Annotated in this window: 18 protein-coding genes; 9 read left to right on the plus strand and 9 right to left on the minus strand. The window is 71.6% G+C overall.

Features of this window, described 5'->3' with window-relative positions; all coding sequences use genetic code 11:
• Window positions 1-78: 78 nt before the first annotated feature.
• The 5 genes from AB0H43_RS36390 to AB0H43_RS36410 form a co-directional block, all read right to left on the minus strand.
• A complete protein-coding gene (locus AB0H43_RS36390) occupies window positions 79-537 on the minus strand; it encodes an alpha/beta fold hydrolase (RefSeq protein WP_360007559.1) in 459 nt (152 codons plus the stop codon).
• Window positions 429-794: a hypothetical protein gene (locus AB0H43_RS36395; RefSeq protein WP_360007432.1), complete on the minus strand. Its 366-nt coding sequence runs from the start codon at window positions 792-794 to the stop codon at window positions 429-431. Before AB0H43_RS36395 ends, AB0H43_RS36390 begins: the two co-directional genes overlap by 109 nt.
• A gap of 72 nt (window positions 795-866) precedes the next feature.
• Window positions 867-2630 (minus strand): extracellular solute-binding protein, encoded by a 1764-nt coding sequence (locus tag AB0H43_RS36400; protein WP_360007435.1) that lies wholly within the window; start codon window positions 2628-2630, stop codon window positions 867-869.
• A gap of 39 nt (window positions 2631-2669) precedes the next feature.
• On the minus strand, window positions 2670-3893 hold the full coding sequence (locus tag AB0H43_RS36405) for a serine/threonine-protein kinase (RefSeq protein WP_360007438.1): 1224 nt from the start codon (window positions 3891-3893) through the stop codon (window positions 2670-2672).
• Between the two features lie 81 nt (window positions 3894-3974).
• Window positions 3975-4586, minus strand: coding sequence for a hypothetical protein (locus tag AB0H43_RS36410; protein ID WP_360007440.1), 612 nt, complete (start codon window positions 4584-4586; stop codon window positions 3975-3977).
• 95 nt (window positions 4587-4681) lie between these two features.
• Between AB0H43_RS36410 and AB0H43_RS36415 the strand changes: the two genes are divergently transcribed.
• The gene (locus tag AB0H43_RS36415) at window positions 4682-5368 is read left to right on the plus strand and encodes a helix-turn-helix domain-containing protein (protein ID WP_360007443.1); all 687 of its coding nucleotides are present in this window, start codon (window positions 4682-4684) and stop codon (window positions 5366-5368) included.
• A 6-nt stretch (window positions 5369-5374) separates the two neighbouring features.
• On the opposite strand, the gene AB0H43_RS36420 is transcribed toward AB0H43_RS36415, so the two are convergent.
• Window positions 5375-6136 carry an endonuclease/exonuclease/phosphatase family protein gene (locus AB0H43_RS36420; protein WP_360007445.1) on the minus strand — a complete coding sequence of 254 codons (762 nt, stop codon included), beginning with the start codon at window positions 6134-6136 and terminating at the stop codon, window positions 5375-5377.
• A gap of 4 nt (window positions 6137-6140) precedes the next feature.
• Window positions 6141-6404 (minus strand): hypothetical protein, encoded by a 264-nt coding sequence (locus tag AB0H43_RS36425; RefSeq protein ID WP_360007448.1) that lies wholly within the window; start codon window positions 6402-6404, stop codon window positions 6141-6143.
• Between the two features lie 101 nt (window positions 6405-6505).
• Between AB0H43_RS36425 and AB0H43_RS36430 the strand changes: the two genes are divergently transcribed.
• From AB0H43_RS36430 to AB0H43_RS36440, 3 genes are read left to right on the plus strand one after another with little or no spacing between them, the layout of a single operon-like run.
• Window positions 6506-8308, plus strand: a complete 1803-nt coding sequence (locus AB0H43_RS36430) for a glycoside hydrolase family 15 protein (protein ID WP_360007451.1) — start codon at window positions 6506-6508, stop codon at window positions 8306-8308.
• The gene (locus tag AB0H43_RS36435) at window positions 8305-8787 is read left to right on the plus strand and encodes a DUF6789 family protein (RefSeq protein ID WP_360007452.1); all 483 of its coding nucleotides are present in this window, start codon (window positions 8305-8307) and stop codon (window positions 8785-8787) included. The genes AB0H43_RS36430 and AB0H43_RS36435 overlap by 4 nt, the downstream gene beginning before the upstream one ends.
• A gap of 38 nt (window positions 8788-8825) precedes the next feature.
• Window positions 8826-9656: an alpha/beta hydrolase gene (locus tag AB0H43_RS36440; RefSeq protein ID WP_360007455.1), complete on the plus strand. Its 831-nt coding sequence runs from the start codon at window positions 8826-8828 to the stop codon at window positions 9654-9656.
• 6 nt (window positions 9657-9662) lie between these two features.
• Here AB0H43_RS36440 and AB0H43_RS36445 read toward each other — a convergent pair whose 3' ends face one another.
• Together AB0H43_RS36445 and AB0H43_RS36450 are read right to left on the minus strand one after the other, a co-directional pair.
• On the minus strand, window positions 9663-10937 hold the full coding sequence (locus AB0H43_RS36445) for a hypothetical protein (RefSeq protein WP_360007457.1): 1275 nt from the start codon (window positions 10935-10937) through the stop codon (window positions 9663-9665).
• Window positions 10934-11932, minus strand: coding sequence for an NAD-dependent epimerase/dehydratase family protein (locus AB0H43_RS36450; RefSeq protein ID WP_360007459.1), 999 nt, complete (start codon window positions 11930-11932; stop codon window positions 10934-10936). Before AB0H43_RS36450 ends, AB0H43_RS36445 begins: the two co-directional genes overlap by 4 nt.
• Window positions 11933-12045: 113 nt before the next feature.
• On the opposite strand from AB0H43_RS36450, the gene AB0H43_RS36455 reads away from it, so the two are divergent.
• From AB0H43_RS36455 to AB0H43_RS36475, 5 genes are read left to right on the plus strand one after another with little or no spacing between them, the layout of a single operon-like run.
• Entirely contained in the window at window positions 12046-12696 is a 651-nt protein-coding gene (locus AB0H43_RS36455; protein WP_360007460.1) for a glycosyltransferase family 2 protein, read from the plus strand.
• Window positions 12693-13316 (plus strand): DUF2064 domain-containing protein, encoded by a 624-nt coding sequence (locus AB0H43_RS36460; protein WP_360007462.1) that lies wholly within the window; start codon window positions 12693-12695, stop codon window positions 13314-13316. The genes AB0H43_RS36455 and AB0H43_RS36460 overlap by 4 nt, the downstream gene beginning before the upstream one ends.
• Window positions 13313-13939: a methyltransferase domain-containing protein gene (locus AB0H43_RS36465; protein WP_360007465.1), complete on the plus strand. Its 627-nt coding sequence runs from the start codon at window positions 13313-13315 to the stop codon at window positions 13937-13939. The genes AB0H43_RS36460 and AB0H43_RS36465 overlap by 4 nt, the downstream gene beginning before the upstream one ends.
• Window positions 13915-15039, plus strand: a complete 1125-nt coding sequence (locus tag AB0H43_RS36470) for a molybdopterin-dependent oxidoreductase (protein WP_360007468.1) — start codon at window positions 13915-13917, stop codon at window positions 15037-15039. The genes AB0H43_RS36465 and AB0H43_RS36470 overlap by 25 nt, the downstream gene beginning before the upstream one ends.
• On the plus strand, window positions 15036-15446 hold the full coding sequence (locus tag AB0H43_RS36475; RefSeq protein WP_360007471.1) for a hypothetical protein: 411 nt from the start codon (window positions 15036-15038) through the stop codon (window positions 15444-15446). The genes AB0H43_RS36470 and AB0H43_RS36475 overlap by 4 nt, the downstream gene beginning before the upstream one ends.
• Window positions 15447-15497 lie beyond the last annotated feature (51 nt).

A 15497-nucleotide genomic window follows, 5' to 3' on the forward strand; every position in this document is an offset into this window, starting at 1 on the left:
GCAACCGGAGTAGGCCGCCCGGACCAGGGGTTTGTCACGAACCGCGTCACGGACCCCGGCCCACTGACGCGGCCGGGCTCAGACCGTCGGCGTCGTCGACTCACTCGCCGCGTCGAGGAGGATCTGCGCCAGTTCGCGAGGCTGGGAGAACATCGGCCAGTGCCCGGTCGGCATCTCGACGAGCCGCCAACGGTCGCTGGTCAGCAGTTCGGCCACGGTGTCACCGGGTTCGTCGCCGGCGAGCAGGCAGAGGACATAGGTCGCCGGAAGCTCTCCGAGCGGCCCCGTCAGCACGGCCGGCTCCACGAGCGTGGCACCTGGGTGAGGCGTCGAGTGAGCCAGGATTCGGGCGACTTGCTGGGCGCTGAGCCCTTGGCCGTCGAAGTAGTCCGCCGGAACGAGCGGCCACCAACCGCCGTTCTCAGCGATCACGGCCTGCAGTTCGGCCCCGCCGTCCGGCCAACCGGCGAAGAACGTCCCACCGTCGACGGGAACGCTGGAGTCGACGAAGACGACGCGGGCCAGCCGAGCACCGATCCGCTGCGCGGCCTGGCCGACCGGAATACCCGAGTAGCTGTGCCCACTAAGACGACGTCGCGCAGGTCCCAGCGCTCGACTTCATCCACTATGTCCTGAACGTGGGTCTGCTGGCCGGCCGGCCGCGCCCGCTTCTCGGCCAGACCGGACAACGTCACCGGGTAGACGCCGTGCCCGGCGGCCCGCAGGTGCGGCACCACGTCGTCCCAGGCCCAGGCACCGAGCCGCGCACCCGCCACCAACACGAAATTTGCCACGACCCGAACGGTAGCCGAGGCGCTCACCGCCTGCTGAGCCGGACCTGCGGGCGACGGCCGATGGGCGGCGCGTCAGAAACTGCTGAGCAGCTTCACGAACGCGTCGTCGATCAGCTGCGGGTCCCGAGCGTCGAACGCCTTGCCGGAGGTGGCCTTGGCGATCGCTTCCAACGTCGCCAGGTCGGAACCCTCGTCGAAGGCGATGCAGAAGATCTTCACGGGCCGGTCGGGGTCGAGCGCCACGTCCTTGAGCAGCCGTGCCAGGTTGGCGTCCTTGGCGTACTCGTTCTCTCCGTCGGTCAGCACGACGACGGCGTTGATCCGGGTCCGATCGTAGTGGTCCAGCATGTATCGATGGGCGGCGCGGATCGTCGTGTAGAGCGCCGTCGCGCCACCGGCACGCAAGCCGCCGAGCCGGTCGGCGAAGCGGGCCAGGTCCAACCGGGACAGGGGAACCTGTTGCTGGTAAGGGGCCGCGCCGGAGCCCTGCTTCTCCGACGAGAAGGACCACAGCCCCACCTGGTCGGCGGAGTTCAGCAGGCCCAGTCCCTTCTTCGCGGCGGCCGTCGCGACCTCCAGCCGGGTCTTGGCGCCGACCTTGTTCGTCATCGACCCGGAGACGTCGAGAGTCATCAAGATGTTCGCCTTCTTGCGGAGCGTCGCCCAGCTGTCCAGGATGCCCTGCACCACGGTCGGCGACGGCGGCTTGAAATACGGCCGCTGATCGCTCTCGTGCCCGCCCACCACCGCTGTCAGCTCCGGCGCGGCCACCTGCTGGTGATCGCGGAAGCCCAAGCCGGCGAACGCCCGCTGCTGCGGCTTGTCCTGGAGGAACGCGAGGAAGTCCGCCGCCCCCTTCCGCTGCGCCTCCGAGGCGTCCGGGAGCACCACGTAGGGATGGTCGAGGTTGAACGTGCCCTCCTTCGGAAACAGCGCCACGAGCGGCTCGTGCGGCTTGTCGCCGATATGCGGGCTGAGCTGTCCCCGGTTGTAGAGGTAGACCAACTCCTCCTGGGTCACGACCGCGCTCAGGTCCGGCTCACCGGCCTCAACTGTGGACAGATCGGCGGCGGCCAGTGACTTCAACAGGTCGACGACGTCGTCGCTGTAGTGCGAGACGTTCGCCTCGATCCGGCGGACGAACTGGGTCACCTGCGGGGCGCGTACGTCGGCGTCGGTCAGGTCGCTGGAGGTGCCGGTCGCCGCGTAGTAGGTCGCGATGGTGGCGGCCAGGCCGGAAGTGGACAGCCGGGGATTGTCCTTGCCGAAGGTGAACCGCTTCCACTCCGGCTTGCCGAAGGCGCCCCACCCCTCCTCACCGGACATGCCGAGGATGTCACCCCAGCCCAGTGCGCCCCGCTGCTGCAGGACCCGGGCCTTCGTCGCGGGCATCGCGATGACCAGCGGGCTGTTGGCGATCGACGGGTACTCCCCCGGCGTCTGCTCCGGCCGCTTGGCCGCCCGGTCCCGCAGTTGCAGTTGATCGGTCCACAGACTCGATGTCGGCAGCCAGACCTGCGGACGGGGAATCGAGCTGCCGGCCACGGCCGCCCAGTCCCCGGCGAGCGCCTCCATCGCCTGGCCCGACGTCAGCCCGGCCACGGTGACCTCCGCACACTGGCCGCCGAACCGCCGGTTGCTGTGGTTGTACCGGTCGGCCAGCTCCGCCACCAGCACGTTCTTCTCGGTGGAGGAGACCACGTCCACCGCGACACAGTCTGTGCGATCAGTGTCGAGCCGCACATACAGGTAGGAGCCCGCGATCACGGCGAGCCCGACCATCACGGCGACGGCTACTGGAAGCCATCTGCGGGCGGACGTCCGACCCGATGCCATGCCTGCCTCCTCTTCGGGGGTGTGCGGATTGCGCTTACGTCACTCGCGTTCGGTGCCACGGTCCAGCACGACCGCGAGGGCCAGCCGTACGAGGTAGACGGCGCCGAAGGCGATCGCGCCCGTCTTCACTGACCGAGCGGGATCCGTGGAGGCCAGGTACACCGCGGCGAAACCCAGCGCACCGAGCACGATCGCGACCGCGATGCCGATCGGGTCGCCCACCTGCCGGCCGAACCGACGGAACGAGCCGGACGGCGCGACGGCCACCCGAGTCGGCGAAGCCACCGGCACCGCGGCCGTCGTCGGCGTCTGCGTACCGGTCACCGCAACGGGCGGCGACGCCGGAGCGGCCGGCACCACGGTGGTCGCCGCGGCGCTGCCCTGTTGCAGGGCGGTCCCCAACGGCACGTCCGTCAACGTCGGGGCGGCGGACCCGGCGCGGCCGAGTAGCCGTAGTAGCAGCTGCTCAGAGGTCGGCCGGGCGTACTGGTCCTTGGCCAGCGCCTGCTCCACCAGGTCCAGCAGCGGGCCGGACAAGTTCGCCAGCTCCGGCGGCTCGTGCAGGACCCGGGCCATCACCGTGGCCGGTGAGTCGTGGCCGAACGGCCCCCGTCCCGAGGCGGCGAACGCGATCGTCGCCGCCCAGCCGAAAACGTCGCAGCGCGGGTCGACATCGGCGTTGTGGAACCGTTCCGGCGCCATGTAGGGCACCGTTCCCATGACGTTGCCGCTCAAGGTGTGCGTACCGAGGGCTCGGGCGATGCCGAAGTCGATGACACGTGGACCGTCCGCGCCGAGGATCACGTTGTCCGGCTTCAGATCGCAATGGACGATGCCCGCCTGATGGATCGCCGCGAGGGCGGTCGCCGTGCCGACGGCCAGCCGGTACAGGGCGTTGCCGGTGATGGGCCCATGGTCGCGTACCTGGCGGTGCAGCGTCGGGCCGGCGATGAACTCACTGGCCACGTAAGGCTGGTCGGCGTCGAGATCGGCATGCAGCACCTGGGCGGTGCAGAAAGCGGCCACTCGCCGCGCGGCGGCGATCTCCTTGGCGAACCGGTTCTTCGCCGACGGGTCCTGATCCAGGTCGAGACTGAGCATCTTGACCGCCACCTGGCGGTCGCCGCCCTCCAGACCCAGGTAGACGACGCCCTGCCCGCCCTGCCCCAGGCGGCCGAGCAGCCGGTAGGGCCCGGCCGCCCGTGGGTCGTTCGCGGCCAGCGGCGTCAGGTTCGGCGTCGGGACGGCCGTGGACTCGGCCATCAGCTCCCCTGAATCTCGATGATCCGCATGCGTCGCAAGGATAGCGGCGTCTGTCCATCGTGCCGCCCGCACGGCTCGCGGCTACCGGACGGCGGGCGGCATCATCGGCGGCTGCGGCGAAGCCGGGCGGAAGTATCGGTTCGCGCTGGGCGCCGCCAGCGTAGCGATCAAGGCGAGGAGGCAGCCGGCCCAGAGCACGGTGGCGGGGATCTGGATGAGCGAGAGCCAGCCGGGCTCCGACTCGGCGATGGCGTCGCCGAGCTCGGCGCTGCTGATCGTGCCACCGTTCGACAACTCCGCGTCGGTCGGTGCGCCGGCGAGGACCGTCGAGCAGCCGAAGTAGCACAGGTCCAGCGCCGCGGTCACCCAGAGCAGGACTCGGCTCACCTGTTTGCCGACGGCGGCCAGCATGCCGTTGATGAGATAGCTGACCGTGAGGGCGAGGAGCACGAACGAGGCGAAGACCACCCCGATGACGTAGCCCGACGTGAGCGCTTCGGCGTCGCTGTCGAGACCAACCGAGGAACCGTGACCCCGGCTGGAGATCAGCTCGTCGATGGCGTCGAGCTGACCGCCCAGCCTGATCCAGCCGAGGAGGACCGATAGAAGGTTGATGGCGGCCACGATCAGGGCCAGGACGACGGCGGTGGTAACCGTGGCCGGACGAGCCGGGCGAGGGTCGGTCGAAGTCACGGTCAGCACGCTAGGAGCGCGGCTCCGTTCACCGGAAGCGTCTCGATCTTGTCTCGGACAACTACCGGACAACGTCCTGAGGGACACTATGGACTGTGGGCCGTCCGGAGAAGCCGATCGAGATCATCGACGAGGTGGCGGCGTTCGCCATCGAGCTGCGCGCGCTCAAGGCCGCTCACGGTTCGCTGACCTATCGTGACCTGGCCGCCCGTACGCACTATTCGCGTACGACGTTGGCCGAGGCGACCGCGGGCAAGAAACTGCCGAGTCTGCCGGTCGTGCTGGCCATCGTGCGGGTGTGCGGCGGCGATCCCGGGCTCTGGCAGGCGCGCTGGGAGAAGATGCGCCAGCGGGCCGCTAACGTGCCGATTCTGCTGCCGGCTTTGCCGGAGCAGGAGGTGGCGGACGGGGCGGAGCCGGAGGCGGCAGGTTGTGGCACGGATGCCGCGACCGCGATCGCGCGCAAGATCGCCTGGCCCGAGCGCCGGCTCAACCTGGGCCAGGTCGAGTTGCGGTACTCGGCGCGGCAGGGAGCCGCGTGGGCGCGATTCGAGGGCTACGGATCGCTGGATCACCTGGCCGGGCAGCGTGAGGTCGAGATCGAGGTCGAGATCGTCCGCGAGTCCGACGACCGGCGGTGCGCCGCGCGCGAGGCGTACTGCTTCGACTATCACTGGTGCGACATCCTGCTCAGCAGTGCCCGGCTACGCGCAGCCGCCCGGATCGTGGTCGACGGAAACCTGGTGGCCGAGGGCAGCACACCTTGGTTCGCCGTCGGCTGACGGCGATCAGCTCCAGACCGACAGGGTCACGAGCAACCCCGGATGATCGGTGGTCCCGGCGGTGTCGAGCCGCTCCGCGCGGAGCACGGTCGCTTGGGTGGCCAGCACATATTGCAGCCCACCGTCCGTGCTGGTGACCAACCCCGCCGGTACGCCGTCGAGCCGACGCAGGTTGAAGTCGCCGCCGACGACCACCGGCTGCGGAAGCGACGACACGACCGCCCCGAGCAGATACGCACGTTGCGAGGCTGCCACCCCGGAGTCGTGATCGGACAGATGGGTCGTGCAGGCGGCGTACCGGTCGGCGGTCAGGCACAGCCAGACCCGTTTCTCGGGATCCGCCGGATCCTGGGCCGGAAACACTCCGGTGTGGACAGTCGCCGTCCCGGCCGACCGCATCAGGACGCCGATCCCGTACTCCTGGCCGTCGCGGCACCGCGTCGCCAGACCCGTACGCCGGTCCGGAACCGGCTGGAAGGCCGACCGGACGGCCGAAGGATCCGGGAAAGCCGCGCGGAGCATCGTCACGTCGTCGCGGCACACTTCGTTGACCGTGACCACATCCGGGGCGTACGCCTTGATCAAAGCGGCGGCGCGGGCCACCGCCCGGCCGGTGAAGCACCCGGCGATGCCGCTGTCGCACAGGTTCAGCTGCATGGCGACGACGACGATCCGCGGCGGACTCGACGCGGTGATGCCAGCCATGACCGCCACCACACCGGCCACGACCGCCGCCAGGCGGCCGAGCCGACGAGGTCGAGCAGCCACGTGCTCAGTGTGCCTCGCGAGCGCCTTCGGCGGCGGCCAGGCCGGGGATGACGAAGTCGGGCACCGCGTGCCCGGCGGCGATGTGCGCCCGGACATGCTCGATCATCCGGCCCGGAGTCGCCTCCAGGTGACTCGGGAGGTCGCCGAGCCCGTCGGCCGGATACAAGAGGCAGGAGCAGCACACGACGCCGTCGTCCGTGTCGTAGATGTAGACGGCCGAGTCGTACTCGTGTGGCCGGCCGGGACTGCTCCACCGCACATAGCTCACCGTCGCAGCGTAGGCCGCTGCGACCTCGTGAGTGAAATGTCCGATACTGCCGTCGTGAAAGTCCCCCGACTGACCGGCCGTGAGCTGGGTAGTTGTGGCCGATGGTGATCGGCACGGGGCGCGTCGACGGCTACGCGGCGCTGCGCGACTACGCCGTGGTCGGCGACGGGCGTACCGCCGCGTTGATCGCCCCTGACGGCACGGTGGACTGGCTGACCTGGCCCGATCTCGACTCGCCCAGCGTGTTCGGGGCGATCCTGGACGCCGGTCGTGGGGGAAGCTTCCGCCTCCACCCCCGGGTCCCGTTCACCTCCGGCCGCAGGTACCGGCCGAACACCAACGTCCTGGAGACGACCTTCACCACCGCCGCCGGGACCGTCGTGGTGACCGATGCGCTCACGCTGCAGGACGATCATCCGCTGGGGCCGGCGCGCGAACTGGTCCGCCAGATCACCTGCGTCGAGGGTGCGGTGCCGATCGAATGGGCGGTCGAACCGCGGTTCGGCTACGCGGCGGTCACTCCGCGCGTACAGCGCCGCGCGGGGTCGCTCATCGCGAGCCACCAGGGCCAGGCGCTGGCCGTATCGGCCTGGGACGCGGGCACGCCAGACCACCGCGACGGGTCGATTCACGGCAGCGCGATCCTGCGTCCCGGTCCGGGCGCGGTGATCGCCCTCAGCTACGCCGACCTCGAACCGCTCGTGCTTCCCACGCGAAGTGAATGCGAAGATCGGCTGGTACGCACAACGCAGATCTGGCGTGAGTGGACGTCTGAACGCACCTACCACGGGCGGTGGCGCGACGCGGTGTTGCGTAGTGCGCTGGCGTTGAAGCTGCTCGTCTTCGCCCCCTCGGCCGCCGTGGCGGCCGCCGCCACGTGCTCGCTGCCCGAGAGCATCGGCGGCGTACGCAACTGGGACTACCGCTATTCGTGGATCCGCGACTCGGTGTTCACCCTGAACGCCTTCCTGCAGCTCGACTGCACCGAGGAGGCGATCGCCTACTTCTGGTGGCTGATGCACGCTTCGCAGCTGACGCATCCCCGGCTCCGGGTGCTCTACCGGCTCGACGGCGGGCCGCACGCCACGGAACGGACGCTGCCGCTGGAGGGGCATCGCCGATCCCAGCCGGTACGCGTCGGCAACGCCGCCGCCGGGCAGTTGCAGCTGGACACCTACGGGGAGCTGCTGCAGACCGCCCGCCTGTACGCCGCCCGCCTGGGGCGTCTCGACGCGGACATCGGCCGCCGCCTGGCCCAGATCGCCGACCTGGTCTGCCGCATCTGGCGGGAGCCCGACGCCGGCATCTGGGAGGTACGCAGTCCGCCCCAGCACTTCACCCAGTCGAAGATGATGTGCTGGATCGCCTTGGACGCCGCGCTCGACCTGGCCGAGTCGGGCCTGATCCCCCGCCGTCATGCCGAACGCTGGCGGGCCGAACGGGCCGCCCTGGCGAGCTTCATCGACGGCGAGTGCTTCAGCGACCGCGTCGGCGGCTACGTGCGATCGGCCGGAAGCAGCGAGGTGGACGCGGGCGTCCTGCTGGGTCTGCTGAACGGATTCCGGCCCGCCGATCCTCGCCGGCTGACCAGCACGGTGCAAGCCGTCCAACGGGAGCTGCGGCATGGCCCATACGTCTACCGCTACCTGTCGGAGGACGGCGTACGCGGGTCGGAGGGCGCCTTCCTGGCCTGCTCGTTCTGGCTCGCCGAGGCCCTCGCCCGGTTCGGGCGGCCCGACGAGGCGGCGCCGCTCATGGACGACCTGGTCGGGCTGGCCAACGACGTCGGCCTCTACAGCGAGGAGATCGACCCCAGCACCGGCGAGTTCCTCGGCAACCTGCCCCAGGGCCTGTCCCACCTGGCGCTGATCAGCGCCGCCGCCGCGATCGGGGACGCCCGGTGAACGTCTGGGCCGCCCTGGCCGGTGGCTTCGTCGGCACGGTCCTGCTGACGACCGCGATGCGGATGGCCAACGAGCTGAAGCTCACCCGGACCGACCTGCCGTTCCTGCTCGGCACGATCTTCACCGACGACCGGTCGCTCGCCAAGGCGCTCGGTTACCTGATCCATTTCGTCAACGGGCAGGTCTTCGCCCTGCTCTACGTCGCGGTGTTCGCCGCCCTCGGGTACGCGAGCTGGTGGCTCGGCGCGCTGTTCGGTCTGCTGCACGGGCTGTTCGCCGCGACGGCGATCGTGACCGTGCTGCTGCCGCTCGTCCATCCCCGCATGGGTACGCCGTTCACGAGCGCCCCGCGGGCGGCGCAACTGGAGACGCCCGGCTTCCTCATGCTCAACTACGGCCTCAGCACGCCCGTCGTGATGCTGCTCGCGCATGTCGCGTACGGGGCGATCATCGGCGCCTTCGTCCAGCTCGCGGCCTGACCGTCCGGCCGTTCGTCGTGGGAGGTAAGTTCGCGATCATGGATTCGGTGATCACCACCGACGGCCGCATGCTCGCCGTCGAGGAGTACGGCGTGCCCAGCGGGATGCCCGTCGTCTATCTGCACGGCACCCCGATGAGCCGGCTCGCCCGTCATCCCGACGACCAGATCTTCGCCGACCTCGGCATCCGCCTGATCACCTACGACCGGCCCGGGTTCGGCCGCTCGACCGCCCTGCCCGGCCGGATCGTGGCCGACGCGGCGGAGGACGTGGCCACCATCGCCGACACCCTCGGCCTGGGGCGCTTCGCCGTCTTCGGGGTCTCCGGCGGCGGGCCGCACGCTTTGGCCACTGCGGCGGCGTACCCGCACCGAATCTCGCGGGTGGCGACCCTCGCGAGCCTGGCGCCGTGCGACGCGGACGGCCTGGACTGGACCGCCGGCATGACCGACGGCAACCGGGCGAGCTCCGCCGCGGCCCGCAGCGGGCGCGACGAGCTGACCGCGCACCTCACCCGGGCCGCTGAGACACCGCTGCCGTTCCCCGAGCGCGACCTGGCCGTGCTGAGCCGGCCGGAGATCGCCGCGATGGTCCAGCCGGCGATGGCCGAGGCGTTGGCGCCGGGCCTGGCCGGCTGGGTGGACGACGTGCTCGCGCTCTACGGCCTGCCGTGGGGATTCGCCCCGCGAACCGTCCGCGTGCCCACCCTCCTGTGGCACGGTGAGCTGGACGAACTCGTGCCGGTGGCGCACAGCCGCTGGCTGGCCGACCGCATCCCGGACGCCACCCTGGTGACCCACCCCGACTCGTCCCACGCGGGTCATTTCGACGCGACCCGGGAGACGCTCGCCTGGCTGACCCGGCCCTGACCGTCCTCACCAGACAGTGTGGAACAGGTGGTTGACGAGCAGGGCCACGACCGCCTGCAGGGCCAGCCAGAACGGTCGCGACCGCGGCGGCAGCAGCACGGCGGCCGCCGGTAGCCAGATCGCGAAGGGCAGCCAGATGCGTTCGACCTCGGCCTTGCTGAGGCCGGACAGGTCGGCGACGACGATCGCCGCCATCGCACCCAGGCACAGCAGGCCGGCCGGTCCGGCCCGCACGACCACCGCGCGCCGGGCGGCGGCGAACCCGGCCGGCCCGGCGCTGACGGCCAGGGCGGCCAGGTCAGCCCAGACCCAGTACCAGTACGGCCGCTGTGCCGCGATCCCCTGGTAGTAGCGGACCCGGACGGCGGCGTACCCGTCGAACCACCAGAATCCGGCGAGGGCGAAGGCACCGACGACGGGGAGCGCGCCCAGCGTGGCCCACGCCAGTGGCGTCCAGCGACGGGCGGCGATCGCGACCGCCAAGGCCGGGAACACCATCAGGACCAGGCCGTAGGACAGGAAACAGGCGAAGCCGAACAGGACCCCGGCGAGGACCGCGAGCCACGACCGGCGTACGCCGGCGGCGAGCAGCGCCACGGCGACCGCCGTCACGCCGAGGAACAGGCCGTCGCCGGAGACGCCGACCCACACCGCGCCGGGGAACAGCACGACGAACGGGACGGCCGCCCGAGCCGCCGGCTCGTCGCCGAGCGAACGCAGGGCCGACGGCACCGCGACCGCGGCCAGACAACCGACGGCGACGCACACCAGCCCGGCCGCCGCCCCGCCGGACAGCCCGATCCGGTCGAGGACGGCGAACACGAGCAGCGCGCCCGGCGGGTGGCCGGCCGCCTGGGTGTTCCAGGAATCGGGCTGGAAATCGAGAATGCGCGAGGCGTACGTGCGGATCATCGCCGGGATGCCGCCCGCGTTCGGCAGCGCCGCCAGGTACTCGGCGTCGACGGTCAGCCGCGTGGCGACACCGTCCCGCCACCCGTCCACCAGGGCGAGGCCGAGCGTCCACGCCAGCGCGGTGGCGTACGCCGCCGCCAGGAGCCGCCGCCAGGACAGCGCGGCGGCCACCCGCGTACCGCCCAGCACCACGGCCACCCCGACCACCAGCGCGGGCACCGTTCCCGGCCCGACATGGGGGTGCCACAGCGCGTACAGCGGCGGGGTCGCCGCCTGCACGCCGACGGACACTCCGACGACGGCGGCCGCCCCGACGAGCAGGCCGGTGAACGCCAGCGTGACGAGATCGCCGCGCGAGAGCAGTCTCACGCCGGGACGGCCGCGAACTCGGCCATTCCTTCCTCGAACGGAATCGCCGCGGTGAAGCCCAGCTCGCGGCGGGCCCGTTCGGGGGACGCGACGATGTGGCGGACGTCGCCGGCGCGGAACCGGCCGGTGACCACCGGCTGCGGCCCGTCCATCACGGTCGCCAGGGTGGCGGCCATCTCGCCGACGGTGTGCGGAACGCCGGAGGCGATGTTGAACGCCCGGAACGGCCGGCTCGTGCTGCTGTCCAACCAGGACAGCGCGGCTTCGTTGGCGGCGGCGATGTCGGCGACGTGGACGAAGTCCCGCCGTTGCCGGCCGTCCTCGAACACCTGCGGCGCTTGCCCGCCGGCCAGCGACGAGCGGAAGATCGCGGCCACGCCGGCGTACGGGGTGTCGCGCGGCATGCCAGGGCCGTAGACGTTGTGGTAGCGCAAGGCCGCGCATCGGCTGCCCGACGCGTGCGCCCACGCCGCCGCGAGGTGCTCCTGCGCCAGCTTCGTGGCCGCGTACACACTGCGCGGGTCGAGCATCGCGTCCTCGTCGATCACCTCCGGCGTCAGGCCCGCGCCACACTGCGGGCAGGTGGGCTCGAAACGGCCCACGCTCAGGTCGCTCTCCCGGCGCACCTCCGCCCGCACCAGCCCATGCTCCGCACAGGTGTACGCACCATCGCCGTACACCACCATCGAGGAGGCCAGCACCAGTCGGCCTACGCCGTGCCGGGCCATCGCCGCCAGCACCACGGCGGTGCCGAGGTCGTTGCAGCCCGCGTACTCGGGCAGGTCCTGCAGGTCGACGCCGAGGCCGACCATGGCGGCCAGGTGGACGACGGCGTCAACGCCGGACACCGCCCGGTCGACGGCGACGGGGTCGCGGACGTCCTCAGCGGCCCGCAGCGCCCGGTCGAAGACGCGTACGTCGTGTCCGGACGCGGTCAGCCGTTCGGCGACGCAGCGCCCGATGAACCCGGCCCCGCCGGTCACCAGAACCTTCACACCCCTGACGCTAAGCGCCCCAGAGCGCTCAGCCGGGGAGGCGTCACGGGTTCGTAAGGATTTCGCCGAAGTCGTTAAGAATATCCGGGCGATTCCGGCGGTACGGTGCCCTCATGGTCGACGTTATATTGCCGTGCCTCAATGAAGCGGTAGCGTTGCCGCAGGTGCTGACCGGTCTGCCGACCGGCTATCGGGCCATCGTGGCGGACAACGGATCCACGGACGACTCGGTCGCGGTCGCCCGCGCGTTCGACGCCGAGGTCGTCCAGGTCCCCCAGCGAGGCTTCGGCGCGGCCGTCCACGCCGGACTGGAGGCGGCCACCTCCGAGGTGGTCTGTGTCGCCGACGCCGACGGATCGTTCGACCTGCGCGATCTGCCCACTGTGGTCGATCCCGTCGTCCACGGCACCGCCGACCTCATGCTCGGGCGGCGTACGCCCGGCCCCGGCGCCTGGCCGTGGCACGCACAGCGGGCCAACCACTTCCTCGCCTGGTGGCTACGCCGGGAACTCGGCGTCGACCTGCACGACCTCGGCCCGATGCGGGCGGCCCGGCGTACCGCCTGGCTGGGACTGGGCCTGCGCGACCGCCGCTTCGGCTATCCACTGGAGATGATCGTCGCCGCCGCCCGCGCCGGCTGGCGCATCGGCGAGGTCCCCATCGCGTACGCCCCGCGGGCCGAAGGCACGAAGTCGAAGGTGACCGGCACCGTGCTGGGCACCGCCCGGACCGTCCGGGACATGACGAAGGTGCTGGCCGGATGAGATCACAGGTGCTCGTGCTCGCCAAGCAGCCCGTGCCGGGCAGGGTGAAGACCCGCCTGTGCCCGCCCTGCACACCCGAGCAGGCCGCGGCGGTGGCGTACGCGGCGATCGAGGACACCCTGGACGCCGTCGATCGCAGTACGGCCCAGTGGCGGACGCTGGTCGCCGACGGGACGATGACGCCCCGGCCACAGTGGCGGGTGGTGCCGCAGACCACCGGCGCCCTCGACGTACGCCTCGCGCACGCGTTCACGCGTACCGCCCAGCCCGGCACGGCGACCCTGCTGATCGGCATGGACACGCCGCAGGCGACGCCCGCCCTGCTGGACGAGGCGAGCCGGGCGGTCGGCGACGCGGACGCCGCCCTCGGGCTGGCCGAGGACGGCGGCTGGTGGGCGCTGGCCCTGCGCGACCCGGCCGACGCCGAGCTGTTACGCGGAATTCCGACCTCCCGGCCGGACACCGGCGTACGCACCCTGCGGCGCCTGCGGGACAACGGCCTCCGCGTCGCCGAGCTGCCCGTGCTGCGCGACGTGGACACCGCCGACGACGCCGTCGAGGTCGCCCGGCACTGCCCGGAGGGGCGGTTCGCCGTGGCGGTTCGGGAGTGCCTCGGATGATCACCGCGCTCGCCCTCTACAGCGGAGCGCTCCGGCGCGACCGCCGGCTGAGCCTGCTGGACCTCACCGGGCGCGCCCTGCGGCACCTCGACACCAAGACGTGGCACCGGCTACGGCCCGGGGACCGGGGCGTCCTGGATCGGTGTGCCGGCCCGACGCTGGACGTCGGCTGCGGACCCGGCCGTCTCGCCGCCGCGCTCACCACGACCGGGCTCGCCGCGCTCGGCATCGACGTCAGCCCCACCGCTGTCCGCCTCGCCCGCCGTCGTGGCGCGTACGCCGTGGCCGCCGACGTCTTCGGGCCGGTGCCAGGGGCGGGGACCTGGCAGCACGCGCTGCTCATCGACGGCAACATCGGCATCGGCGGCGACCCCGCCCGGCTGTTGCGCCGCTGCGCCGACCTGCTGCGCCCGGCCGGAACCGTGCTGGTCGAGACCGATCCGCCGGGGACGGCCTGCTGGTCCGGCCGGGCCATCCTGCACGACGGCGACCGTGGCAGCACACCGTTCCCGTGGGCGCTGGTCGCCGCAGACCGGCTCGCCGGCCCGGCCGCCGAGGCGGGCCTGTGCGTCCACGAGACGTGGCACGAGGAGGGCCGATGGTTCGCCTGCCTCGGGCGGTGAGCCGCCTGCGCTCGCCCCGGCTGACCAGCCAGCTCGGCCTGATGCTCGGCGTCGCCTTCGCGATCTGCCTGCTCACCGGCTACCTCAGTCACGCGATCCAGCACCCGCCCGGCTGGTTCTTCTGGCCGTCCCGCCCGGTCGACCTCTACCGCGTCACCCAGGGCCTCCACGTCGCGACCGGCATCGCGATCGTGCCGCTGCTCGGCGCGAAGATCTGGTCCGTCTACCCCAAGCTCTTCCGCTGGCCGCCGGCTCGCGACCTGCCCCACGGTCTGGAACGGCTGAGCCTCGCGATCCTCGTGGCCGCGGCCGGCTTCCAGGTGCTCACCGGCCTGCTCAACATCGCCAGATGGTACGCGCCGATGGGGTTCTTCTTCACCGTCGCCCATTTCTGGACGGCCTGGATAGCGGCGGGCGCGATCGCGATCCACATCGGAGTGAAACTGCCGGTGATCCGCCGCGCCCTCACGGCGAAGGTACGCCCGGCACCACCCGGCGACGGGTGGACCCGGCGAGGCTTCCTCGCCACCGTCGGGGCGGCGATCGGCGTCGTGACCGTCGCGACGGTCGGCCAGACCGTACGCCCGCTGGCCGGGATCTCCGTGCTGGCCCCGCGCGACCCTCGAGTCGGCGTCCAAGGCGTGCCGGTCAACGGGTCCGCCGCGTCGGCCGGTGTACGCGACCAGGCGCTGCATCCGGCGTACCAGCTGGAGATCACCGGGCCGAGCGGCACGCGGCGATTGTCGCTCGCGGACCTGGCGGCGCTGCCGCAACACACCGCGAACCTGCCGATCACCTGCGTCGAGGGTTGGAGCGCGGACGCCGTGTGGACCGGGGTGCGGTTGCGCGACCTCGTGGCGCTCGTCGGCGGCGGACCGGACGCCGCCGTGACCGTGGAATCGCTGCAGCAGAACAGTCCCTATCGGACGTCCGTTGTGGAGCCTCCGCACGCCCGCGACCCGCTGACGCTGGTGGCGTTGCGACTGCACGGTGAGCCGCTGGACCTGGACCACGGCTATCCGTGCCGGCTCATCGCGCCGAACCGGCCCGGCGTCCTGCAGACCAAGTGGCTCGCCCGCATCACGGTCGGTGTCTCATGAAGGTTCTTCGGGGACTGCTGATCCTGGGTGGGATCGCGCTCGTCGTCGTCGGCGCGGTCGGGGTGCTGCGGTCGCCCTCCGTCGGCCTGTGGCCCTACGTACGCTTCCTCGCCGTCAGCGCCGTCTACGCCGACCTGCTGGTGATGCCGCTGGTGCTGCTGGCCGGGGTGCTCGCGGCGCGCCTGCTTCCGCCGTGGCTCCGCGTGCCCGTCCAGGGCGCGCTCTACGTCTCGGCTGCCGTCGCCTTCGTCTCCCTGCCGTTGCTCCTCGGCCAGGGCCGCGACCCGGCATTGCCGTCCGCACTGCCGCGCGACTATCCGCGCGGCCTGCTCATCGTCCTGGCCATCACCTGGACCATCGCCCTCCTCTCCGCCCTATACCGCCGCCACCGCCGCCGCACCCCGTGATCATTGCGCCAGCCATGCTGTTTCGCGCGGCGAAATGCCCGAGTAAACAAC

It is taken from the genome of Hamadaea sp. NPDC050747 (genome assembly GCF_040654195.1).
In the GTDB taxonomy this organism is placed as follows: domain Bacteria; phylum Actinomycetota; class Actinomycetes; order Mycobacteriales; family Micromonosporaceae; genus Hamadaea.